The sequence below is a fragment of the Terribacillus sp. 7520-G genome (assembly GCF_002271665.1).
In the GTDB taxonomy this organism is placed as follows: Bacteria; Bacillota; Bacilli; order Bacillales; family Amphibacillaceae; genus Terribacillus.
Genome location: NZ_NQFP01000045.1, coordinates 25,425 through 46,865 on the forward strand (window position 1 = coordinate 25,425; position 21,441 = coordinate 46,865).

27 protein-coding genes are annotated in these 21,441 nt (G+C 47.6%); 9 read left to right on the forward strand and 18 right to left on the reverse strand.

Features of this window, described 5'->3' with window-relative positions; translation table 11 throughout:
- Nucleotides 1-64: 64 nt before the first annotated feature.
- Together thiW and CHH53_RS15185 are read left to right on the forward strand one after the other, a co-directional pair.
- Nucleotides 65-559, forward strand: a complete 495-nt coding sequence (gene thiW / locus CHH53_RS15180; protein WP_255374717.1) for an energy coupling factor transporter S component ThiW — start codon at nt 65-67, stop codon at nt 557-559.
- Nucleotides 560-936: 377 nt separating this feature from the next.
- The gene (locus CHH53_RS15185; protein ID WP_095216981.1) at nt 937-1,986 is read left to right on the forward strand and encodes a glycoside hydrolase family protein; all 1,050 of its coding nucleotides are present in this window, start codon (nt 937-939) and stop codon (nt 1,984-1,986) included.
- Between the two features lie 63 nt (nt 1,987-2,049).
- Here the strand turns inward: CHH53_RS15185 and CHH53_RS15190 are convergent, their stop codons facing one another.
- Nucleotides 2,050-2,268, reverse strand: a complete 219-nt coding sequence (locus CHH53_RS15190) for a hypothetical protein (protein ID WP_095216982.1) — start codon at nt 2,266-2,268, stop codon at nt 2,050-2,052.
- A gap of 56 nt (nt 2,269-2,324) precedes the next feature.
- Nucleotides 2,325-2,984 carry a bifunctional 4-hydroxy-2-oxoglutarate aldolase/2-dehydro-3-deoxy-phosphogluconate aldolase gene (locus CHH53_RS15195; protein WP_095216983.1) on the reverse strand — a complete coding sequence of 220 codons (660 nt, stop codon included), beginning with the start codon at nt 2,982-2,984 and terminating at the stop codon, nt 2,325-2,327.
- Nucleotides 2,985-3,081: 97 nt separating this feature from the next.
- Here CHH53_RS15195 and CHH53_RS15200 point away from each other — a divergent pair, with 97 nt between their 5' ends.
- Nucleotides 3,082-3,843: an IclR family transcriptional regulator gene (locus CHH53_RS15200; RefSeq protein ID WP_095216984.1), complete on the forward strand. Its 762-nt coding sequence runs from the start codon at nt 3,082-3,084 to the stop codon at nt 3,841-3,843.
- Between the two features lie 32 nt (nt 3,844-3,875).
- Here CHH53_RS15200 and CHH53_RS15205 read toward each other — a convergent pair whose 3' ends face one another.
- The 4 genes from CHH53_RS15205 to kduI form a co-directional block, all read right to left on the reverse strand.
- On the reverse strand, nt 3,876-4,826 hold the full coding sequence (locus tag CHH53_RS15205) for a sugar kinase (protein WP_095216985.1): 951 nt from the start codon (nt 4,824-4,826) through the stop codon (nt 3,876-3,878).
- Between the two features lie 58 nt (nt 4,827-4,884).
- Entirely contained in the window at nt 4,885-5,895 is a 1,011-nt protein-coding gene (kdgT, locus tag CHH53_RS15210; RefSeq protein ID WP_095216986.1) for a 2-keto-3-deoxygluconate transporter, read from the reverse strand.
- A gap of 213 nt (nt 5,896-6,108) precedes the next feature.
- Nucleotides 6,109-6,885, reverse strand: a complete 777-nt coding sequence (gene kduD, locus CHH53_RS15215; protein WP_095216987.1) for a 2-dehydro-3-deoxy-D-gluconate 5-dehydrogenase KduD — start codon at nt 6,883-6,885, stop codon at nt 6,109-6,111.
- A 12-nt stretch (nt 6,886-6,897) separates the two neighbouring features.
- Nucleotides 6,898-7,728: a 5-dehydro-4-deoxy-D-glucuronate isomerase gene (gene kduI, locus CHH53_RS15220; protein ID WP_095217006.1), complete on the reverse strand. Its 831-nt coding sequence runs from the start codon at nt 7,726-7,728 to the stop codon at nt 6,898-6,900.
- Nucleotides 7,729-8,044: 316 nt separating this feature from the next.
- Between kduI and CHH53_RS15225 the strand changes: the two genes are divergently transcribed.
- From CHH53_RS15225 to CHH53_RS15235, 3 genes are all read left to right on the forward strand, one after another.
- On the forward strand, nt 8,045-9,709 hold the full coding sequence (locus tag CHH53_RS15225; RefSeq protein WP_198946064.1) for a sensor histidine kinase: 1,665 nt from the start codon (nt 8,045-8,047) through the stop codon (nt 9,707-9,709).
- Nucleotides 9,710-9,711: 2 nt separating this feature from the next.
- Nucleotides 9,712-10,443 (forward strand): LytR/AlgR family response regulator transcription factor, encoded by a 732-nt coding sequence (locus CHH53_RS15230; RefSeq protein ID WP_095216988.1) that lies wholly within the window; start codon nt 9,712-9,714, stop codon nt 10,441-10,443.
- A gap of 110 nt (nt 10,444-10,553) precedes the next feature.
- Nucleotides 10,554-11,786 (forward strand): L-lactate MFS transporter, encoded by a 1,233-nt coding sequence (locus CHH53_RS15235; protein ID WP_095216989.1) that lies wholly within the window; start codon nt 10,554-10,556, stop codon nt 11,784-11,786.
- A 26-nt stretch (nt 11,787-11,812) separates the two neighbouring features.
- Here the strand turns inward: CHH53_RS15235 and CHH53_RS15240 are convergent, their stop codons facing one another.
- Nucleotides 11,813-12,364, reverse strand: coding sequence for a GNAT family N-acetyltransferase (locus CHH53_RS15240; protein WP_095216990.1), 552 nt, complete (start codon nt 12,362-12,364; stop codon nt 11,813-11,815).
- A 289-nt stretch (nt 12,365-12,653) separates the two neighbouring features.
- Here CHH53_RS15240 and CHH53_RS15245 point away from each other — a divergent pair, with 289 nt between their 5' ends.
- Nucleotides 12,654-13,820: a cation:proton antiporter gene (locus CHH53_RS15245; protein ID WP_095216991.1), complete on the forward strand. Its 1,167-nt coding sequence runs from the start codon at nt 12,654-12,656 to the stop codon at nt 13,818-13,820.
- 158 nt (nt 13,821-13,978) lie between these two features.
- On the opposite strand, the gene CHH53_RS15250 is transcribed toward CHH53_RS15245, so the two are convergent.
- The 9 genes from CHH53_RS15250 to CHH53_RS15285 form a co-directional block, all read right to left on the reverse strand.
- Complete coding sequence (locus CHH53_RS15250; protein WP_095216992.1) at nt 13,979-14,290, reverse strand: CHY zinc finger protein; 312 nt, start codon at nt 14,288-14,290, stop codon at nt 13,979-13,981.
- A 1-nt stretch (nt 14,291) separates the two neighbouring features.
- A complete protein-coding gene (lepB, locus tag CHH53_RS15255) occupies nt 14,292-14,819 on the reverse strand; it encodes a signal peptidase I (RefSeq protein ID WP_095216993.1) in 528 nt (175 codons plus the stop codon).
- A 109-nt stretch (nt 14,820-14,928) separates the two neighbouring features.
- Complete coding sequence (locus tag CHH53_RS15260) at nt 14,929-15,417, reverse strand: YbaK/EbsC family protein (RefSeq protein WP_095216994.1); 489 nt, start codon at nt 15,415-15,417, stop codon at nt 14,929-14,931.
- A 69-nt stretch (nt 15,418-15,486) separates the two neighbouring features.
- Complete coding sequence (locus CHH53_RS17430; protein WP_158221580.1) at nt 15,487-15,639, reverse strand: hypothetical protein; 153 nt, start codon at nt 15,637-15,639, stop codon at nt 15,487-15,489.
- A gap of 100 nt (nt 15,640-15,739) precedes the next feature.
- On the reverse strand, nt 15,740-16,312 hold the full coding sequence (locus CHH53_RS15265; RefSeq protein WP_095216995.1) for a hypothetical protein: 573 nt from the start codon (nt 16,310-16,312) through the stop codon (nt 15,740-15,742).
- 1 nt (nt 16,313) lies between these two features.
- The gene (locus tag CHH53_RS15270; protein ID WP_095216996.1) at nt 16,314-17,201 is read right to left on the reverse strand and encodes a helix-turn-helix transcriptional regulator; all 888 of its coding nucleotides are present in this window, start codon (nt 17,199-17,201) and stop codon (nt 16,314-16,316) included.
- 111 nt (nt 17,202-17,312) lie between these two features.
- A complete protein-coding gene (locus CHH53_RS15275; RefSeq protein ID WP_095217008.1) occupies nt 17,313-17,897 on the reverse strand; it encodes an LOG family protein in 585 nt (194 codons plus the stop codon).
- 17 nt (nt 17,898-17,914) lie between these two features.
- Nucleotides 17,915-19,000 (reverse strand): DNA alkylation repair protein, encoded by a 1,086-nt coding sequence (locus CHH53_RS15280; RefSeq protein WP_095216997.1) that lies wholly within the window; start codon nt 18,998-19,000, stop codon nt 17,915-17,917.
- Nucleotides 19,001-19,140: 140 nt separating this feature from the next.
- Complete coding sequence (locus tag CHH53_RS15285; protein WP_095216998.1) at nt 19,141-19,347, reverse strand: hypothetical protein; 207 nt, start codon at nt 19,345-19,347, stop codon at nt 19,141-19,143.
- A 136-nt stretch (nt 19,348-19,483) separates the two neighbouring features.
- Between CHH53_RS15285 and CHH53_RS15290 the strand changes: the two genes are divergently transcribed.
- Nucleotides 19,484-20,002, forward strand: a complete 519-nt coding sequence (locus CHH53_RS15290; protein ID WP_095216999.1) for a GNAT family N-acetyltransferase — start codon at nt 19,484-19,486, stop codon at nt 20,000-20,002.
- Between the two features lie 63 nt (nt 20,003-20,065).
- Nucleotides 20,066-20,509 carry a YrvL family regulatory protein gene (locus CHH53_RS15295; RefSeq protein WP_233135147.1) on the forward strand — a complete coding sequence of 148 codons (444 nt, stop codon included), beginning with the start codon at nt 20,066-20,068 and terminating at the stop codon, nt 20,507-20,509.
- Between the two features lie 39 nt (nt 20,510-20,548).
- Here CHH53_RS15295 and CHH53_RS15300 read toward each other — a convergent pair whose 3' ends face one another.
- Nucleotides 20,549-20,662: a YjcZ family sporulation protein gene (locus CHH53_RS15300; protein WP_095217001.1), complete on the reverse strand. Its 114-nt coding sequence runs from the start codon at nt 20,660-20,662 to the stop codon at nt 20,549-20,551.
- 306 nt (nt 20,663-20,968) lie between these two features.
- Entirely contained in the window at nt 20,969-21,190 is a 222-nt protein-coding gene (locus tag CHH53_RS17945; protein ID WP_369819903.1) for a hypothetical protein, read from the reverse strand.
- Nucleotides 21,191-21,441 lie beyond the last annotated feature (251 nt).

Here is a 21,441-nt window from a genome sequence, read left to right on the forward strand (position 1 = left end):
CAGAAACCTGTAATAAAATTTATAATGACAGCAGTACTTTTTAGAAATAACGAGGTGGATAGATTTGAAAACCAAAAAACTGACTCTTATGGCCATCCTCGCTGCAATCGGCGTGCTCGGTGCACAATTCATCTGGTTCCCAACAGGGGCTGCCCGTGCTTTTCCTGTACAGCACGCAGTGAATGTCATTGCTGCTGTTCTGCTTGGTCCTGGGCCTGCTGTAGTTGTCGCCTTCCTTATCGGGCTTGTTCGCAATATGCTGGGGCTTGGGAGTTTGCTGGCTTTTCCGGGAGGGATGATAGGAGCTTTGTTCGCGGGGTTGTTTTATCGTCTCTTCCGCCGGAAGGGTGCAGCGGCGATTGGCGAGATGATCGGCACCGGCGTGCTTGGTTCCCTGCTATCCGTTCCGATTGCTAATTTACTTATGGGACAAAAAACCGGCGCATTGGCATTTGTACCGGGTTTCCTCGCCAGTTCCATTACGGGGGCCATACTTGGCTGGCTCATTATCCGACGGGTTAAAACGCCTAAACAGAACAAGCGTAAATCAGGATCCTAAGAGGCCCTTTTACAAAGATTACTTCCCGAAATCAATTGCCCTTGGCATCACTCTTTTTTATCGACGGACATTGGACGGATGCAAATAATCATTTGTATGAAAAAAGCTGGATGCAGCTCAGATTAATCGAAACTCTACCTATGTATTGCCGAAACAAGCCATATATGAGCATCCTGAGTTAATGCAGACATGCTTCAGCACAAAGAAATCAACTGACTCAATTGCAAATTGTTTTAGACTTTATCGATCAAAAATCATCGGAAGGATCATGGCTGGAGCAAAAAGCGTGATGACGGCGTTTCTGTTTTGCAAGACTTTGCTGCCTGGTATGTTTGATGCTTCATCCGTCCATACTGCTGACTAGTGAGGTGGTAAGGATGGATGCAAAACCGAATCTATTATATTCCATGCTGGACGGGTACAAACCGATCCGTAATTTGCTAGGATTGGGCGACCCGAGTGTACAGAAAATAGATGACCAATGGTGGATGTTCTTTGGGGGCTTCCAGCGCAATCTCAAAAATAATCTATTCAGCGCCAGCCTACCAAAAGGAGCTCCGCTGACAGCCAATGCCTGGCGGATTACGACTTACCCGGGAAAACCGCACAAAGCGAAGCCTTTGCTTCCCCAGCCAAAGGAAGCCGCCTGGGATCGGTATGGACTGCGTGAACCTTGTTATGCGGAAGGGAAGGTAAATGGAGATTATGTGCGCCGTATTTACTACACGGGTCGGAGTGCCAGCAATGTCGCAGGAAATGAATCTCCTTATTCCATCGGCTGTCTGGAAATGAGGCATGGCAGATGGTTCCGTCATCCAAAGCCCGTGATGGTAGGGACCGTCCGAAATGACAGTGTACTTGCCCCTAAAGTGATCTATGATGAAGGGAAATGGAAGATGTGGTTTGCAGCTACGCCACACGAACCGGCCAAAGGAGATATTCCGATGCATGAGGTGTATGCGTCCGAAAGCGAAAACGGCTTGGACAACTGGTCGAAGCCCCGCTTGTTTTTCACCCGGGAGGATGCTTTCACGCACGCAAGGCCGAAACGGATTCGTGATATGTACTACTTACTCGTCAGCCGCTGCGGCAACGCCTTCGGTGAAGAGACATATAAACCGCAAGATCTCTGGTTGTTCAAAAGCAAAACAGCCAGCTTTACAAGAGCCGATTGGTCGGAAGAGCCGAAGCTGGTCCTTAAAGCAGACAATGGCGAAGCCTGGTACCAGAACGGCATATTCGGCTCCTGTCTTTGTGTTGATGATAACGGAGAGCTGGTTGTATTCTTCTCGGCTATCAATAAATCCATCTACTGGCTTAATGAAGCTGGCGCCCGAATCAAGAGAGGGAAAAAGCCGCCGTTTCCTGCACCTTTTTATTTTACCGTCGGAAATATGCGGTTTAATGAAGATGCTGCCGCAAAATAATAAGGAATGCAGCTCCTGCATTCCTTTGTATTATGTCAAAATCCCTGATCACCATACCATTTCCTAGCGTCCCCTTCCTGTCAGATCACGGACGAATGCAGGTCCTCTCTTCAGACCTTCGACACCGGCCATGCTGCAGAGGGAAGCAACAATCATTCCCGCCCCCAAAAGCTTCGCAGTCACATACAAACCTGTCCCAGCGGCAATATCTATCATGACGAACGAGTAAATGGCTGTCGCCTTCACGACTACAATCACAATTCCCCGCTTAGTCGCTGACATGAAGCAGGCCCCCTTCCTCCGTGTTCAGTTTATGTCCCAGGGGGCTTGACTCATGTTCAAATGTTCACACGCTGCACTCTTGCTTCCATTACTTTTTCTACATATTGCTGAGCGATGGACGTGATCTTAGCATAGTCACCTGTAGCGGCAGGTGCCACAAGATTGCCGCCGACCCCGACAGCAGCTGCACCATTTTTCAGCCAATTTCCGATATTCTCCAAGTCCACCCCGCCGGTCGGCATGATATTCGCCTGCGGAAGCGGAGCTTTGACCGCTTTGATGAAATCCGGTCCAAACACACTTCCCGGGAAGAGCTTGATGATGTCTGCCCCTGCTTCCATGGCCTGTTTTATCTCCCCGATCGTCATACACCCCGGCAAATAAGGGACTTGATAAAGATTACACAGTTTGGCAGTGTCGGCATCGAACGTCGGACTGACGATGAAACTGGCACCAGCAAGTATGGCCAGACGAGCTGTCGTACTATCAAGCACTGTTCCGGCTCCGACCACTACATCTGTGTTCTCTTTATATAAATCGGCAAGCCGCTTGATAACCTGGTCTGCGTCCTTGACGGTAAACGTCACCTCAATCCCTGTAATACCGCCTTCTATACAAGCATCTGAAATCCGGATTGCCTCTTCTGCCGAATCGGCACGAACGACAGCTACGATACCTTGATCAGTCAGCTTAGCCAGAACCTCAGCTTTTCTCATTTGTTTCCCCTCCATTTGTATACTGAAATTTACAAATACCAGCCGTTCCCGTATCATAGAAGTAAGCAATGAACGCAATGGAAACGGAGTAAAATCTATGTCTAATGTGCAATCACTTGAACGAGCGCTAACTATTTTGAATACGCTTTCCGATCACCCAGATGGTTTGCCGATTGCGAAGCTGACCAAGCTGGTAGATCTGTCAAAAAGTACGACTCACCGGCTGCTGGCAACGCTTGTGGACATGAATTACGTTGCCAAAGATCCGGAATCGGACAATTATAAAGTTGGGTTGCAAACTCTTTACGTTGCGCGCAGCGTCTTGAATAATAACAATATCGTCAATATAGCCAAGCCATATCTGAAACAGCTTTGTGCAGATGTGAATGAGACGGTGCATTTATGCATCGAGGATAAAGGTGAAATCGTCTACATCGATAAGCTCGAAAGCAACCAGACGATCCGCATGTATTCCCGGATCGGGAACAGAGCTCCCATGTACTGTACAGCTGTCGGAAAAATACTCTTATCAGGCATGCCGGAAAGCAGGCTGGCGGAAATAGCTGATTCAATTGCCTTCATACCGCGTACACCACGCACGATTGCTTCGAAGGAAGAGCTGTACACCGAAGTGGACAGAGTCCGTCAACAAGGGTATGCACTCGATGATATTGAAAATGAAGAAGGCATCCGCTGTATAGCCGCTCCGATTTACAGCCATGAGCACCGGATCGTGGCTAGCTTCAGCATCTCAGGACCAAGCAACCGAGTGACAACAGACAGGGTGAATGCCGAATTGATACAGAAGGTAAGAGCCTGCAGCGAGGAAATATCCCGTGCATTGGGCTATACCGGATAGAGGAGAAGGCCTTCCAGATGGAAGGCCCTTTTTTATCCGATCGGCTCCCGTTTCATGAATCGCAGCAGCTCATCCCGATTTGGCAGACCGTCATTATCCCCAGGTGACATGACTGCCAGTGCACCAATGGCAGCTCCCCTTGCAATGCTGTCCGAAAGCTTCAATCCTTCCAGCAATCCGCTCACAACACCGACCGCAAAGCCATCTCCTGCACCGACCGTATCGACGACTTCTTCGACCGGGAAGCCTTCTGTATAGAATTGCATACCATCCATACAGCTTGTGAAGGCACCTTCCTCCCCAAGCTTCAATACAACGGTCGGCACTCCAGCTTCATGGTAATACGCGGCAATATCGAGCACATCGTTCTTGCCAGTCAATTGTCTTCCTTCTGCTGCGCCCGGGAAGATGATATCAGCTTGGCCGGCAAGATCATTGATGACCCGTGCCATTTCCTGCTTATCCGGCCACAATCCCGGCCGAAGATTCGGATCGAATGATACTTGCAGCCCATTTTCCTTCGCCTCCTTCATCATCTGAAAAACAAGCTCCCGGCAGCCATCCGACAAAGCAGGCGGGATACCTGTAAGATGGAGAAGGTCATAATCAGCCCATTTTATTTTTTTGATCAGCTTTTTATCCATATGTGAAGCCGCGGAATTCTTCCTTGCCGAGAATACCTCCGGATCGCCGCTTTTCACTTTCTGCTTCCATTGCATCCCCGTCACAAATTCGGGCTCATAGGCGATAAAGGAGGTATCGATCTTATTTTTCCGTAAAAATTTATGAATGTTCCTGCCGAAAGGATCCAAGCCCAGCTTCGTGATATACGTCACCTGATGTCCAAGACGCGCCATCCCGATGGAAAAATTAACTTCCGCCCCGGCAATGAAACGCGAAAAGCGTTCCGCATCATCCAGCAAGCCTTCCTGTTCCGCCACGAATAGCGCCATCGGCTCCCCAATCGTTAGAATCCTGCTCATCTGTCAACGTCTCCTTTATGCAAAGAGAGACATACTGTATATGCCTCTCCATTTGTTTTTATACAGTATTTGAGTTGATATTGTTCGGATCGATAGCCGTATCATCCGAGTTCCGTTTTTCCTTCTTTTTCATATATTGCGCCCAATAAGCCGTTATGATCGGAACGAGGATCGAAGTGACAACCACGGATGCCGCAACCAGCGCAGTAGCCGCTTCTGCTACCGGCATGAATTCCGGAATCATGGTCGCGATGATCATCGGATTGGCAACTGCCGCTCCTGCCGTACTGGAAGCTGCGATACCGGCGGTTCCATTTCCGCCGCCGATATACTTATCTGCAAGCATAAGCGGAATACCAGTCACGACGATAACGAGTACACCAAGGATGATACCAGCAAGCCCAGTGTCCAGAATGACCCCCAAATCAATCGAGTTACCCAGTGCAAAACCGAAGAAAGGAATCATTGTCTGTGTTGCCCTGCTGAAGAAAGCACGCAGATCACCATCCAGGTTCCCAAGCAGGAAGCCGACCAGGAATGGCAGTACCGCACCGACGAAAACTTGCGGTTCAAACGCAGCAAGGCCTGTGGAACCAAGGATGATCATCGTCATAAGCGGACCGGATTCCAAGGACATGAGTACGAATGCCCCGGCTTCCTCTTTTGATCCATACTGCTGCATGATCGATGCATAAAGCCCGCCATTCGTCATATCCATGGCCGCAACAAGAGTCAGGACGGAAAAACCGGCAAACAAACCTGTCTGAATACCACCTTCAGGCAGAAACTGAGCTGCAATGATAGCTACGATCCATGCAACGGCAATTTTAGTGATGACGAGCGTTCCGGACTTTCGCAGGATCGTACCCGTCGATTTCAGCTGGATGCCTGCTCCCATACAGAAGAACCACACAGCAAGGATCGGAATGGTACCAGTCATGAGTCCGCCTGTGAATGACCCGAAATATTCCGCCGAATTCGGTGCGAAGGTATTGATGATTGCCCCTAAAAATAACGGTACGAGCATGAGCCCGCCAGGAATTCTCTCCATCGTTTTCATTATTTTCATTTTGCATCCCTTACCTTTCCTTATAGGTAATCGAGCAAAAGAAATTGAGATATTTGAATCACATAGGGTGATATGCTATTTTTATAATGATCGGCCAGATCATTGGAATGAGAGGGTGGCATACACAAAGATTCTCCAGATCTTTGGTCACCTTCCCAGTCCTCTCAATCTCTCTTTCCCGTCAAACTGCCCCGACGCAAACTTCCACCCTGCTTATCTCGCGAGCCAGCCCCCATCCACTGCCAGGACATGGCCATTCATATAATCGGACGCACGGCTTGCCAGGAATACGACCACTCCCATCAAATCGGACGGATCTGCCCAGCGCCCGCTTGGTATACGGGACAGAATTTCCGCATTCCTTTTTTCATCAGCACGTATCGGCGCAGTATTCGCAGTCGCCACGTATCCCGGCGCAATCGCATTTGTCTGGATATTATATGCTCCCAGTTCATTGGCGAAGGCTTTGGTCAATCCTGCTACCGCATGCTTGCTGGCAGTGTAAGACGGTACGAATTTACCCCCTTGGAACGACAGCATGGATGCGACATTGATGATCTTCCCGCCGCCTTGTTCTGCCATCGCTTTCGCTGCTTCCTGTCCCAGCAGATAAACAGCATGCAGATTGACGTCCATCACCTTATCCCAATCTTCTTCCCTGTACTCCAGCAGCGGCGTCCGGATGATCGTTCCGGCATTATTGACGAGAATATCGACCTTTCCGAACACATCCACACAGCTCGGCACAACTTGTTTCACTTGCTCTCTATCAGTCAGATCAGCCTGATGAAAATGCACCTTGCCCCCTGCTGCTTCCATCAGCGCCTTCGTTTCCCCCCAATCATCTCTGTGGGTGACGACGAAAACATCCGCACCTGCCTTTGCCAAAGCAACTGCATAACCTTGACCAAGCCCCTTGCTGCCCCCTGTCACGATCGCCACTTTGCCAGTCAAACTAAAGTAATCCATCGAAAAGTCCGTCAAACTCATATTCATCCCCCTCTAGCGAAGCTCATCCATCGACACCTGATCCATGTCGGTGTATGTTTTGTTTTCACCAGCCATTGCCCAAATGAATGCATAATTGCTTGTAGCACTGCCGCAATGGATGGACCAAGGCGGTGATATGACAGCTTGCTCATTCTTCATGACAAGATGACGCGTTTCATTCGGTTCGCCCATCAAATGGAACATACGTGCATCCTCATCCAAATCGATATACAGATATGCCTCCATCCTGCGATTGTGGGTATGGGTCGGCATGCTGTTCCAGACACTGCCGCTTTCGAGAATCGTGATACCCATGGCAATTTGACAGCTCTGGATGCCTTCAAGATGAATGATGCGGCGGATGACACGCTCATTCGCACTTTCTTTTGCACCCATGGCATCTCCCGGAATATCTCGGAAGGATGCATGCTTGGTTGGATAAGAGGTATGTGCAGGGGCAGAAAATAGATAAAACTTAGCTGGATTTGCTTCCTCATTGCTTGCGAAAAGCAATTCTTGTTTTCCTTTGCCGATATACAGGCAATCCTTGTTTGCCATCTCATATACTTCACCATCGACTGTGATCGTACCCTCGCCGCCGATATTGAAAATGCCGACTTCCCGCCTTTCCAGGAAGTAATCTGCCTTGATTTCATCATAACCTTCCAAAGCAACGGCACTGCCGCCTGGCTGGATACCGCCAATAATTGTCCTGTCTTCCATGCTGTACACAAGCTTTACTTCCCCGGATACAAAAAGCTCCTCAATCAAATAGTGATTGCGCAATTCCTCCGTAGTGAATGTCTTCGCATGAGCTGGATGAGTTGCGTATCGCAGTTCCACTTCCATCATCTCCTTACTTTTTTCAATGACCTTCCAAAGTCCGATGTAACCCCTTACATTGACACTCAGAAATAACGGCATCAAACGTGATGCCAGATTAATGTTCCGTATTATGGAACAGTGTTTCATTATAATAATTATAGCGCTTTCATACAGATAAATCCAGCCTATTTATACATTATGACATATTATTTCCATACCGGATTTTCAACCAAATGAATCTATTATTCTTCTCTCCAATCATTACCACATCCACTCCCTTCCAGCCGAAATTTCTGATAAACTAATAGCAATACATATGAAAGGGATTACACCTATGCATTCAACATTGGAAATGATCATATCGATATTTGAGCGTGCTGCCTTGCTATTGATCATCCTGTTCTTCTTGACCAAAATCAAAGGCTTCAAGGAAATTCTTCAGAAGGAAAACCATTCAGTCCGTGAAATCACTGTACTGACGGTCGTCTTTTGCAGCTTTGCCATTTTCGGGACATATTCCGGTATTGAAGTGGAAGGCTCCCTTGTCAATATCAGGACCGTGGCCATCCTGTCAGGCGGGATATTATTCGGACCATGGGTAGGCATCATCACGGGGATTATCTCCGGCCTCCACCGTTATTTGATCGACATCGACGGCATCACTTCCTTGCCTTGCTTGATTACCAGCGTAACCGCCGGTTTCGCCTCTGGTTTCATCAACCAAAGGGTCAAAAAGCATCGTTGGTGGTACGTAGGTATCACTGCAGGCGTATCGAGTCAGGCATTGACCATGCTTTTGATCATCGCACTCGGGGAGCCAAGGTCACAGGGGATTTCCATCGTCGAACAGATTGCCGTTCCCATGATGGTCGGTGAAATCAGCATTGGCTTGCTCATCCTGCTGGTACATAATATCGAAGGAGAAAAGAAGCAGATTGCTGCTGCCCAAGCGAAACTTGCTTTGGATATTGCCAATAAGACGCTTCCTTATTTCCGCTCCATCACGCCTGCTTCCTTACAGCGTATCTGCCAGATCATCAAGGAAGAAATCGGGGCGGATGCAGTGGCCATAACAGATACCAAAACCGTTGTGGCTTACTATGGTCTGGGGGAGGAGCGCTATCGGGATACTACATCCATCGTCAGCGATATGACAAAGCAAGCCTTGTCCAGCGGGCAAATCGTCATCCGGAATGAAGTGGATGATCATCACCTGCCGCAGATGCACTGCTTGCTGATCGTTCCTTTTAAGGAAGGCGATGAAGTCACAGGTGCATTGAAAATTTATTATGAGAAGAAAAACCGTATCACCGATTCCCTGCAGACACTTGGGATAGGGCTGGCACAAATCATTTCGAATCTGATGGAAATCTCCCGGATCGAGCAAATCAAAGAGACTGCCAATAAAGCCGAACTGAAGGCCCTCCAGTCGAAAATCAACCCGCACTTCCTTTTTAACTCTCTGAATGCGATAGCCTCTACAACGCGGCGGGATCCGAACCGGGCACGGGAGCTGATCCACAACCTATCCGGCTATCTGCGCTATAACTTAGAGCTCCATGATGAAATGATCGCTATCGAAGAGGAACTGAAACAGGTGCGGGATTACGTGGAAATCGAAAAATCCCGTTTCGGTGATAAACTGCAAATCGTGTATGATATCGATCCCGTGCAGATAAAAGTACCAAGCCTGCTTCTGCAGCCGCTGGTGGAGAATGCCATCCATCATGGCGTACGGAAACGTAAGTGGCAAGGCGCTGTCTATCTCTCCGTCAAGGACAAGGGTGATTTTATCCGTATCATCATCAGGGATACAGGTGCCGGCATCGATCCGGAAATCGTTGACAAATTATATCGGGATGAAGCGAGTGTGAAGAATATCGGGCTGGCAAATGTACATCAGCGTGTCCGTCTGATCTACGGCAAAGGCCTGACTATCAATCTGCTGGATCCCGGTACCGAGATCTACTTTGATATACCAGTAAAGGAAGGGAAATGAACATGACGTTACGCGCAATCATTGCAGAGGATGAATTCCCGGCACAGGAAGAGCTGCGGTATTTGATTGATACTTACAGCTCCATCAATGTGACAGACTGCTTCGATGATGGATTGGATGTGCTGAAATATTTCCAGGAACACACAACCGATGTCCTGTTCCTCGATATCAATCTGCCATCGCTGGATGGCATGATGCTGGCCGGGAGTCTGGCCAAATTCAAGCATAAACCGATCATCGTATTTACAACCGCCTACAAGGAGCATGCAGCCAAAGCATTCGAGTTGGAAGCATTCGACTATATATTAAAGCCATACAGCGAGGAACGGGTTGCAGCAATGCTTAAAAAGCTGGAATCGCAGCACGCCCCCGCCGTAGCAGGCAGGAAGGAAACGGCAAAGCCGCCGGCACGCCTCAATGTTTGGAAAGATGAAAAGATTTATGTAATCGACTTACACGATATCGCTTATGCCGAGGCCGATGAAAAACAGACGAATGTCCATACAAAGGATGAGGTATATACCTATCCCGGCTCCATCAGTACCTTTGAGCAGCAGCTTCCAACAGATAGGTTTTTCCGCTGTCATCGTTCCTATATTGTAAACACGGAGAAAATACACGAAATCCTGCCTTGGTTCCATAATACATATCTTGTCAAAATGAAGGGATTGAACGAGCAAATCCCGGTCAGCCGAAGCAAGGCAAAAGCATTCAGACAGATCATGCGCCTTTAAGGACCATTCATTCCTCCATTGATGCAACTCATTGGAAAACGCTTTCAAATAAGTCTGCAGCGGATATGATAGAACCATCAACACAACGCAGATGAAATGAGGGATTTCCCATGAAAACGGAAACAAATCGCTGGCTGATTGTTCTCGGTACGATCATCACACAAATCGGCCTAGGTACTATATATACATGGAGTCTATTCAACCAGCCATTGGCTGATGCATATGGGTGGAGCGTCTCCTCTGTGGCAATCACCTTCTCCATCACGAGCTTCGCATTGGCAGTATCGACTCTTTTCGGGGGAAAGCTGCAGGATAAATTCGGTATCAGGAAGCTGGTCATCTTTGCCGGTATCCTGCTCGGAGCCGGTCTGATACTGAGCTCACTGGCTGCGTCACTTTGGCTTATCTATCTATTGGCAGGCGTGGTTGTCGGTTTTGCCAACGGCATTGCTTACATCACGACATTATCAAACGTCATCAAATGGTTCCCGGAAAAGAAAGGTCTCATATCCGGGATTTCGGTTGGTGCATTTGGGACAGGCAGCTTTGTCTTCAAATATATCAATCAAGCACTGCTCTCCTCTGCAGGCGTGCAAGGCACCTTCGTCATTTGGGGAATTGCAGCCCTCATCCTGATCAGCGGCGGGGCATTCTTCCTTAAAGACGCCATCCTGCCGCAGGAAACAACCGCTAAAGCGGCAAATAAGAATTACAGCATCAGGGAAATGCTGCATACAAAGCAGGCATACATCCTATTTGTCATCTTCCTGACAGCGTGTATGAGCGGCTTGTATTTGATCGGTATCGTCAAAGATGCCGGCATGGAACTCGCCGGCCTTTCTGCCGCAACAGCAGCTAACGCTGTCGCAGTCGTGGCCATCTGCAATACAACCGGCAGAGTCGTGCTGGGGGCATTGTCCGATAAGGTGGAACGGCTGTACTTGGTTGCAGCGGGCTTGCTTGTCACTGCCGGAGCTGTCGCAGTACTAAGCATGGTCGAACTATCCACAACACTGTTCTTTGTCTGTGTGGCAGCCGTTGCTTTCTTCTTCGGCGGAAATATCACAGTCTTCCCGACAATCGTTGCCGATTACTTCGGCTTGAAGAATCAGAGCAAAAACTACGGCGTGATTTATCAGGGCTTCGGTATCGGTGCGCTCGGCGGCTCCTTCATTGCATCATTGCTTGGCGGTTTCCAGCCGACATTCATAGCCATCGGTGTCCTTTGTCTCATTTCTTTCTTACTTGCAGTCACGGTTCGGAGCCCGCAGCAGCCTGCTGCTGCTAAAGGAGACCGCGATCGGAGACGGCATTCACGCCCTATTCCATCCCAGCAGCATTAAACCAGGAGCAGTCCCTGCTCCTGGTTTTACTTTGTACGTGGATCTGTCGCCAATATGGAATACTTATAATGATCTTCGAACCGGCCACCGATCCGCAGCACGTCTCGTTCCAAGCCCTCCCGCTGGAAACCGCATTTCTCAAGGACCGCTATCGAACCTAGGTTTCGCGGCATCACACCTGCTTCGACCCTATGAAACTTTGCCTCTCCAAAAGCAAAATCCAGGACTAACTGTACAGCTTCCGTCATATAGCCCTTTCCATTATGCGCTTCATCCAGCGAGTAACCAATCATGCATTTTTCCGCTGTCTTCCGCTCGATGAAAAACAAAGAAACGGTTCCGATCAGGGAATCATCCTGTTTAAGGAATATTCCGAATTCGTATCTTGCATCTTCCTTCCAATCCTCCTTGGCAGCTTCGATATTTTTTCGATATTTCTCCAGGTCATAATCCGAATCACTGCGTTCCACTGGTGAGATGGATTCGAAAAGTTCCCTGTTCCGCAAGTTCAGCTCCAAAAGCTCCCTCGCATGCCTTTTCTCTAAAGGCCTGATTTGCAGCCTCCCACTTTCATACATACACTTACCCCCTTCTTCTTCATTATAGCAATAAGAAGATGGGATCTGCGCCGTATGCTTGGGATTCCTTAGATACGCTGCCCGTGGCAAACTGATGAAAAATGGTTGTGTTCGTTCTGATCCTGCTCTATAATGAATAACTATAATCAAATACATATGCAATTTCCGGAGGAGCCTGCCACCCCAGGCCCCTCTGTGTCCATTTTAGGCATATCCACAGTGAAAACTGGCGGATATGCCTTTTTTGTGTCTGGAAATTGCATAAATATAAACTACAAAGGAGTCAGATATGGAATTCATATTACACTTAGCTTTAATTCTTTTGTTTACAAAGATTGCTGGCCAGCTGGCATTGAAAATCGGGCAGCCATCCGTCCTGGGGGAGCTTCTTGCCGGTGTCATCCTCGGACCTGCAGTGCTCGGATGGATACAGCAGACATCCTTCATTCATGAATTCTCCGAAATTGGTGTACTTGTCCTCATGTTCATCGCCGGCTTGGAGACAGACCTGGAACAGCTGAAAGCAAACTGGAAATCCGCTTTTTCCGTTGCCGTCCTCGGTGTGCTTTTCCCATTCATCGGCGGTTACAGCCTTGCACTCGCATTCGGTATGAGTCAAGGGCATGCACTGTTCTTGGCCCTGCTATTCTGCGCGACGAGTGTCAGCATTTCCGTTCAGGCATTGAAGGAAATGAACAAGCTTAATTCCAGGGAAGGGACGACAATATTAGGTGCTGCTGTCGTGGACGATATTCTCGTTGTCGTGCTGCTTGCAGTATTGATGAGTGTGCTTGGTACAGGAGAATCAGTCAGTCTTGGCGCGCTGATCGGGAAGAAAGTGCTCTTCTTCGGTATCATCATCATCGCTTGCATTTGGCTGATTCCAATGGTGATGAAGCTGTTTGCGCGCTTCCAGGTAAGTGAGACGGTTGTTTCTGCCGGGATCATCCTGGCGCTTGTGTTCAGCTACTTCGCTGAGTATATGGGCGTTGCTGGCATCATCGGCGCATTTGCAGCTGGTATTGCCATTTCCCAGACCAAGCATAAGGAAGTGGTCGAGCATAAGCTGGAGCCGATTGCTTACGGTGTCTTTGTTCCTGTTTTCTTCGTCAGCATCGGTTTGAATATCAGTTTTGAAGGAGTCGGGTCACAGCTGTTATTCATCGTGCTCATCAGTATCATGGCTATTGTGACGAAGCTGTTCGGCGGCGCACTTGGCGCAAGGCTGACCGGATTCAATGGAAAATCTTCCATGGCCATTGGTACAGGTATGGTCTCCCGCGGAGAAGTAGCCTTGATCATTGCAGGTACTGGGTTAAGCTCTGGGCTGCTCGATCCGGAATATTATACGAGCATCATCATCATGGTCATCGTGACGACACTTGTCACACCATCCATGCTGAAGTTCATATTTTCCCGGACGGGGGATGCTGGTACACAGCGTTCCGCATCCTGATCATCTAAGGGGGCGGATCATCTCCTCCTGCCCCAAAAGCGCTGCATCCAGGCTTGGCTGTCATCGGGATATCCATATCACCCTTTTCCTTCAAGCCTGGAGCAGGAGAGCAAAATGAATGAAAAGAGGCTGCCAAATTAACGGCAGCCTCTTTTCATTCATTCGAAATATAAGTGGTGATGCAGCTGACAACCTGGGTTGAATGCTGCTTTACAGATTGGACAATGGTCTGTATGCATATACTCATTGATGCTAAGTGTCGTTTTACACACACCGCAAAGGATGGCATGTTCATCGAATTGGTCTTTCGGCCAGACTTCTGCCTGATGACCGGCAGTCTCTTCATGGCATTGATGACAAGGATAGAAGTCCTTGCAGCAGGCGAACTTGATTGCTACGACATCCAATGGAGAATGATAATGTTCACATCTCGTTTCCCCATCGACTGTCTTTCCGTGTACCTGACACATATCAGTCGCCGATATGGAAATCAGAGAATGGATAGTAGGTCATCTTCACTTCCCCGATTACCTCTTTCTCTGAAATGAATCCGAACATGCGGCTGTCTTTACTGTTCGTGCGGTTATCTCCCATGACGAACACTTCACCTTCCGGCACCTTCTCCTCGCCCGTCAATTCCTTGAGCTTGAAATCACCAGTTACCATATCCTCCCGCAGATAGGATTGGTCCTGGGCTTCGCCATTCACATACAGCACATTATCCACCACTTCGATTGTATCCCCCGGAAGACCGATCACCCGCTTGATATAATGCGCATCCGCATCAGGGGCGTTGAATACAATGATATCATTCCGCTCTATTTTCGAAACCTTGCTGACAATGACGTGATCACTGTCATGATATGTCGGCAGCATCGATTCTCCGTGGACCGTTGATGGTGTAAACAAGAAATATCGGCAGCCAAAAGCAATGACAACGGCAATGATGATTGCTCGCAACCAGGAGAATACTTCTTTTTTTGTATTATTTTCTGACATGATTCTTTCTCCTAACCTATCTTTTTGTGAAGTATAGGGTACATGCTTAGTTTAGCAGTGTCAGAGACAGAAGCAAAGCAGTATCCCTTACACACAGCTGCCATTGCTTTCATGCCGTGTCGCCACTCCAGCCCTTGCATACATCTATCCATTCTTTCCCTTTGCCAAATTCGGCAAGTTCTTCACACGTCAGTTCTATTGCTGAATTACTGCTGCCGCATGCAGGAAATACAGTCGAAAAACGCTGCAAGGATATATCCATATAGACAGCCAAATCATTTTTCAATCCAAACGGACAAACCCCTCCGACAGCGTGACCTGTCCGTTCCAGTGTTTCATCAGCTGAAAGCATCCGTGCTTTCACACCAAAAAACTGCCTGAATTTTTTATTATCGATTTTTGCATCACCTGCTGCAACGATCAAAACGGATTCTGCCGCTTCTTTTCCCCTGAATGCCAATGTCTTGGCAATCCGTGCAGGTTTCACTCCGAGGGCAGTTGCAGCTAGCTCTACAGTGGCACTGGACAGATCGAGCTCTATGATATCACTGCTTCGATTGAAATTTGCCAAATAGTTCTTTACGTTCTCGATACTCATTTCATAGACCTCCTATTCCTTAGTAAAATGCACCTTGGATATGTAGTTCATTGGATTGGAAGACTGCTTTCATCTCCATCTCGCCGTGACCTTGTACACAGGATGGTATCTGCCTAAAAGCCCAGGAGCTCCGGAAGTGCCTAAAAGATTGGCATACCAATTCGCTGCTTCATTCGCATCCTTCACATGCACAAACAGACTGCCGATTTGGAAATCCGACATATTGCAAAGCCTCCTCTTTTTGAATATTTTACCATAATGAAGATGCTGGCTATATAGGTAATAGGTTAGAATGGGAACCAAAAAAAGAAGGACCAGCATTTTATGTATGCTGTCCTTTGAAGTGATGCGTCATTTGTTCATCTGCATAGTCCAAGTTCGGCACGGCAGCTGTCAGCATGCAGAACGCCAGCCCGAAAAGCAGGCTTACCATCAGGGGCAATTCCATTCCCAATGCCTCGGCTGCGGCATGCACTGCCATTGCATCGATTGTGCCGCATGCAACCACATAGATGCATTTCGTGATTTTTCTTTCCAGCTTGATCCATATGACAGCCAGCGGCAGCAGACACGCAGCAATCGCCAGGGATATACCTGCCAGCAGCACAGCTTCATCGAGAGGAAAAATGATGGAGATCATGTTGAATTCCCCTGCAATATGAAGCAAGCTGGGGAGCAGTGCAATCCATGCTCCACTTAATACAATACAAGTGCCTATTAGTTTTACGTAAGCAGAAGCGTTACCCAAGGGCTGATTGATGATACGGCGGGTGATCAATTCAGATACCATAAGTAAGAATGGCATCGGTATCCACACGAATAACACCTCAACCGGAACGCCTTGTTTCCAATACAATAGGAGGAGCTGGATGACATCGAACAGCATTTCGAGCATATCAGCCCAACTCTTCCTCGAAGGCTAGATTGATCGGCTCGTCTTGTAAATCATAGGTCATATCCAAATTCGTTGTCGGAACCGATTCATCTACTTCATCAAACCGGAATCCATCCGCCCAGACCTTTCCCTTTCCGGATAAAATCACACCGAAGGAAATGACCGCACTATTATCCGGGACATCGAGCACGATACGATACCGTGTCCAATTGGTCGTCCCTTTTATCGGACGATTGCTCATATTGTCAAATTGGATTACATCATCCAATGCATTATCCACCCTCATCCACATGCTGGAAAAGCCTTGTACATCTTGGGTTTTGATGAAGCAAGTCAGCTGCAGCCTTTTGCCTAAATATTTCGCTGCCTTGAACTGCTGCATCATCGTTGCAAATTCATCACCTCCCATGACTGTCTTCGACTTCAAATAGCCAGACGCCTTCCCTTGATGCACCTGCTTATAATCAATACCCATTTCATAGCTGTGGGGATCTGAACCGCTTAATATCCATCCCTTTACTTGGTTTGCTTCCATCTTTTCCTCCTTCTGATGCAGTGCTCCCCGCATCATGCGTCTATATTTTCCTGGCGGAAGATTGTAATGCCTTTTAAAGGCCCTGGTAAACGCCTCTTGAGATTCAAACTGATACATGAATGCGATATCAAGTATCCCCAGCTCAGTATGCAAAAGCGCAGCCGATGCTCCAGCCAGCCTTCTCCGGCGAATATAATCCGTGAATGACAACCCGACAGAAGACTGGAATAATCGATGAAAATGGTATTTGGAGAAGCCGGCTTGACTGGCGACTTGATCCGCTGTAAGCGGCTCATGCAAATTATTTTCTATAAAAGAAATGGCTGTTTGAACGGCCGATTCATGAACTAGCATTCGTGCACCTCCTATGATTACAGCTTATCGCAAGAGCCTGGACTTTTTTTGATAATTTTTGCTCAATTATAAAACATGACCATAAAGGCATGAATTAAAAAGCAGACGCCATCACGTCTGCTCTGTTCGTCTGATATATGTTTTAACTTCAGGGGCCTCATATTGACGGAACTTTTCAAGAAGACTTGCTGGATTGTCATCCACCAATGCCATTGTCCGATATTTCTCATGCATGAAACGTTCCCGTGCTATATGATCGAATAAGTTCACCAGCAAATCATAATATCCCTCTACATTCAGGATGCCCAGCGGCTTCTTGTGAAGCCCGAGCTGGGCCCATGTGAAGATTTCAAAAAATTCCTCCAGTGTCCCCGGACCGCCAGGAAGTGCCACGAAGCCATCTGCCAGCTCTGCCATTTTCGCTTTTCGTTCATGCATGGAAGAAACGACGATCAGTTCAGATACATGTGAGTGGGCGATTTCCCGCTTCTCCAGGAAATCAGGCATCACGCCGATGACATGCCCTCCTGCTTGCATCGCACCATTCGCCACAGCTCCCATCAATCCTACACTCGCTCCTCCATATACCAGTGTCAAACCTTGCTCCGCCAATGTTTTTCCCACTTCCTTAGCCGCAGCGACGTAAGCTGGTGATGCCCCTTCACTTGACCCGCAGAAAACAGCAATTCGTTCCATCATTCCATTCCTCTCCTTCACTTAAGTAGTTCCACTTCTGTATGAGCAATTTCAGAACCATTGGCCAACAGCACCACCCGGTGCATACCCGGATAATGAATCCTGGTCGTAAGATCTTTCCAGTTATGGACTCGTCCTTTCGTCACCGTTTCCCCCGCTGTAAATATCCGATCCGAGAGAAGGAATTTTTTCCTCGATATCCCGCGCTTTTTAATAAAATCGATGGCATATTCCACACGCAGCTTCGCCTGCTTCTTTACTTTAAACGAATATGTCAGGCTTACTGTGTCTCCGATGTATACCCGTTGATGCCCTGCAGCTATGCTGGCTTCTGTCAAAATCCCGGCTGCCTCCTCGTAACCGAATAAAGCCATTACTTCCGGCTCTCCGCTCCGCAGCAATGTACGGCATCCATGCCGGATGATCCAGTCCGTCTCCGGGGAAAATCCGCTCCATCGTTTGGCAGTGCTGATGACCTGCTCAGGATGATCCTTGGCAATATCATTCAGATTATTGGCGACACTCTTTCGTACATACAGGGAATCATCAGCTTTCAATAATTCCAGCACCTGAAAAATGGGACTTGGGTCTTTCTTGAACTGCCGAAGCGCCTGGCCCCATGGGAGCCTTGGCCGACAGCCTTCGCTTGCCAGACGGCGCACATGATGATCATCCGACCGGGCCCATTCCGCCATTCTTTTCATAATCCTATCAGGGGACCTGATCAGGAATGGCCTGATGGCAAACTCCGCAGTCGACCGCTTCGTGAATTGTTCTAACGCTTGAAGTGACAGCTCTTCATACTCTGGCTGCTGACCGAAAACTTCCACAAAGTCCGGGAAAAATAAGTAAGGAAACCCTTCACACTGTTCCTGGATCGCCAGCAGGATACCTAAAGCCTCCGGATAATTTCCGGGAAGGAAATCCCCGAGTGTCTGGCTGATTTTCCGGATCCGGCCTTTCAGCTCGAGATCTTCCCAGCGCTCATCCATCACCTCTTCCATGAACTTTCTGTCATCAAAGACCGGATAAGCTTGTTTTACTTTAAATGCGAAACCTTCCAGGAAATCGCTCGTATATATAGCTTTCAGTGGTTCTGCCACCTTTACCGCCCCCAGGTTATCTTTGTCTATATTCTACAGGAAAAAAGCGGTAAGCTACAATGACGCTTTGAGGGGATATGCTCCCTTTCAAAAAAAGAACAAAGAAAAGGATGGCAAAATAGCTGAGAGCCCATGAAAACTCATTTGACGGCCTTTCTCGTGCCGGCGACGATGAATGGCAGCTCCTTTTTTGTCGTTTTTAGACCGTTGATCGCAATCCGCTTGTCCGTATTTTCAATGCGGTCGTATGCAATTAAAAGCTCCGCACCGAGCAGCCACAGTATGTTTGGAGCGTTGGCGCTGCCAAAATCGGAGCCTGACTGAAAAGGGGCCGCCCCAACATCCATGTCAGGAACGTTCTTCAAGTGCCATCGGCAGAACGATTGAAAGCCCTATTGAAACAAAGATGACATCGTTGTTCATCACCTTTCGCATTACATATTCAGGAATTGATTTTCTTATACAAAGAGAGGAGCATGCAGCTTGTCCAAACAACAAATCCGATTACGCCCGATTTCTGTTTCTGATGCACCAGCTTTATTCCGCTTCTGGTCCGATCCTGATGTGACTGCCTTTATGAATATCACTCCCATGCAATCTGCGGAGCAAGCAGAAGAGATGATTCTATATATTACACAGCTTGATAACGCTGCCCGCTACACGATTCTATTGGATGATGACACGATTGTCGGGACTTGCGGGTTCAATTACATCGATACCGGAAACCAACGAGGCGAAATAGGCTATGAGATAGGAAAGGAATTCTGGCGAAAGGGATATATGAGTCAGGCACTGCAATCTTTGCTTGAGGAAGGCTTTCATACATTAGGACTTAACAGGATAGAAGCAAAAGTGGAGCCCGAAAATATACCTTCTCGCAGACTATTGGAGAAATCAGGTTTTCATGAAGAGGGTATGTTGCGCGAATACGAAAAATTGAATGGTATCTTTCTTGATATGACCATTTATAGCCTGCTTCGCTCTGACTATACATCTATATGAAACATTCAGCCGCGTAATACGTATGAACAGCCAGAGAGAACGTATGGGGTGATAGCAGTGGCAATGAGACAGCCTAAGATAAAACAAAACAAAGATTCAAAGATATTGATGACAATCCTTCCATTCATACTCGCAGGGTGTTCCATTGCTTTTGTTGCTGCACTCTACTATTTCGGATTCTTGGGCGTCTTCAGCATTCTTGAGATTGCGTATGAATCACCCAAACATTTAGCCATTTTTGTCGGTATATACTTATTACTGAGCCTTGCCGGCGAGTTTTTCGCAAAAGCTTGCTACCATATCCTGACTAACAAGCAAAAGACACAGACATTTCATGAATACATGGTTGCCTTTTCTTTGAATTTCATCATGAATTGGCTCATCATCTCGATCGTGAATGGCTTTTATGAACCAGTACGATTAGCTTGGTATACAGAGATTGTCCTGGCTGCCTTCATTGCGTTAATAGAGGCGACCTTGGATCATGAAATGAAAAAGAAAAAATAGAAGCCGCACTGCATAATGCGGCTTCCCCTCTTCATTCAATTAATAACCGCCGTAACCGCCAACGTAGGAAGCACCGATGATGATCAACAAAATGAAAAGTACTACTAGAAGCGCGAAACCACTGCCGTAACCTTTGCCATAACCTTCAGACATGATATCCCTCCTTTTTGATTCAAGTCATTTTATGTATGTGGCTGCATAAGGGTTACCAAGTATGAAATATTCCATAAACAGCAAAAATCGCTTCCGAACCTGTAAATTCGGAAGCGATCTTTTTGCCTTCTCCATCATTCAAGCCGCTTTCTTAATTGTTATTATTGGAACGGCCGCCTTTTGAGCCAATTTCCTGAAAGTGTTTTTTATCATGGGCATCTGCGTTTGCCTTGCCGCCCTTGGACCCAATATCTTCATAGAAGTCCTGTCCGTGGCTGTCCGCTGTCGCATTGCCGCCTTGGGAACCTATATTCTGGAAATGCTCTTTGTCATGATTCTCAGCATTTGCTTGTCCGCCTTTTGAGCCGATATCCTGGAAGTGCTCTTTGTCGTACTTCTCTGCATTTGCTTGTCCGCCTTTTGAGCCGATGTCTTCGTAAAATCCTTTGTCATGATTATTGGACGTTGCTTGTCCGCCTTCTTACCCGCTTCTTCATAACTCATTTTGCTGTTATTGTTCTGTGCCATGTTAATCTCCTCCTCAAGATGTCTCTTTCGCAGTAGTTTAACGTTGCGCGGCCACGCTTGGTGAATGTATTCCCGCATCACGCCTACATAAACTGGATAAGGGGAAATTGGGAGGAAAGCCCAAATGACGAGGATATCATTTTTTTAAACGAGAAATTATTCACAGTTTCGGCGGTCCTTTTGTGATGAATGAAGAGTAAGAAAGCAAGTTACGATGATAAAAGACGCATAAAAAAAGAAGCAGGAAATGA

Coding starts and splice junctions, on each gene's coding strand:
- CHH53_RS15250 (WP_095216992.1), bottom strand. CDS start 14,290: ATGTGTCAGGTACACGGAAAGACAGTCGATGGGGAAACGAGATGTGAA.
- CHH53_RS15270 (WP_095216996.1), bottom strand. CDS start 17,201: ATGCTAGTTCATGAATCGGCCGTTCAAACAGCCATTTCTTTTATAGAA.
- CHH53_RS15265 (WP_095216995.1), bottom strand. CDS start 16,312: ATGCTCGAAATGCTGTTCGATGTCATCCAGCTCCTCCTATTGTATTGG.
- CHH53_RS15205 (WP_095216985.1), bottom strand. CDS start 4,826: ATGAGCAGGATTCTAACGATTGGGGAGCCGATGGCGCTATTCGTGGCG.
- CHH53_RS15275 (WP_095217008.1), bottom strand. CDS start 17,897: ATGGAACGAATTGCTGTTTTCTGCGGGTCAAGTGAAGGGGCATCACCA.
- CHH53_RS15245 (WP_095216991.1), top strand. CDS start 12,654: ATGGAATTCATATTACACTTAGCTTTAATTCTTTTGTTTACAAAGATT.
- CHH53_RS15240 (WP_095216990.1), bottom strand. CDS start 12,364: ATGTATGAAAGTGGGAGGCTGCAAATCAGGCCTTTAGAGAAAAGGCAT.
- kduD (WP_095216987.1), bottom strand. CDS start 6,885: ATGAGTTTGACGGACTTTTCGATGGATTACTTTAGTTTGACTGGCAAA.
- CHH53_RS15195 (WP_095216983.1), bottom strand. CDS start 2,984: ATGAGAAAAGCTGAGGTTCTGGCTAAGCTGACTGATCAAGGTATCGTA.
- CHH53_RS15285 (WP_095216998.1), bottom strand. CDS start 19,347: ATGGATGTTGGGGCGGCCCCTTTTCAGTCAGGCTCCGATTTTGGCAGC.
- CHH53_RS15260 (WP_095216994.1), bottom strand. CDS start 15,417: ATGAGTATCGAGAACGTAAAGAACTATTTGGCAAATTTCAATCGAAGC.
- CHH53_RS15235 (WP_095216989.1), top strand. CDS start 10,554: ATGAAAACGGAAACAAATCGCTGGCTGATTGTTCTCGGTACGATCATC.
- kdgT (WP_095216986.1), bottom strand. CDS start 5,895: ATGAAAATAATGAAAACGATGGAGAGAATTCCTGGCGGGCTCATGCTC.
- CHH53_RS15300 (WP_095217001.1), bottom strand. CDS start 20,662: ATGTCTGAAGGTTATGGCAAAGGTTACGGCAGTGGTTTCGCGCTTCTA.
- CHH53_RS15190 (WP_095216982.1), bottom strand. CDS start 2,268: ATGTCAGCGACTAAGCGGGGAATTGTGATTGTAGTCGTGAAGGCGACA.
- CHH53_RS15185 (WP_095216981.1), top strand. CDS start 937: ATGGATGCAAAACCGAATCTATTATATTCCATGCTGGACGGGTACAAA.
- CHH53_RS17945 (WP_369819903.1), bottom strand. CDS start 21,190: ATGGCACAGAACAATAACAGCAAAATGAGTTATGAAGAAGCGGGTAAG.
- CHH53_RS15225 (WP_198946064.1), top strand. CDS start 8,045: ATGCATTCAACATTGGAAATGATCATATCGATATTTGAGCGTGCTGCC.
- CHH53_RS15230 (WP_095216988.1), top strand. CDS start 9,712: ATGACGTTACGCGCAATCATTGCAGAGGATGAATTCCCGGCACAGGAA.
- lepB (WP_095216993.1), bottom strand. CDS start 14,819: ATGTCAGAAAATAATACAAAAAAAGAAGTATTCTCCTGGTTGCGAGCA.
- CHH53_RS17430 (WP_158221580.1), bottom strand. CDS start 15,639: ATGTCGGATTTCCAAATCGGCAGTCTGTTTGTGCATGTGAAGGATGCG.
- CHH53_RS15200 (WP_095216984.1), top strand. CDS start 3,082: ATGTCTAATGTGCAATCACTTGAACGAGCGCTAACTATTTTGAATACG.
- CHH53_RS15295 (WP_233135147.1), top strand. CDS start 20,066: ATGAGACAGCCTAAGATAAAACAAAACAAAGATTCAAAGATATTGATG.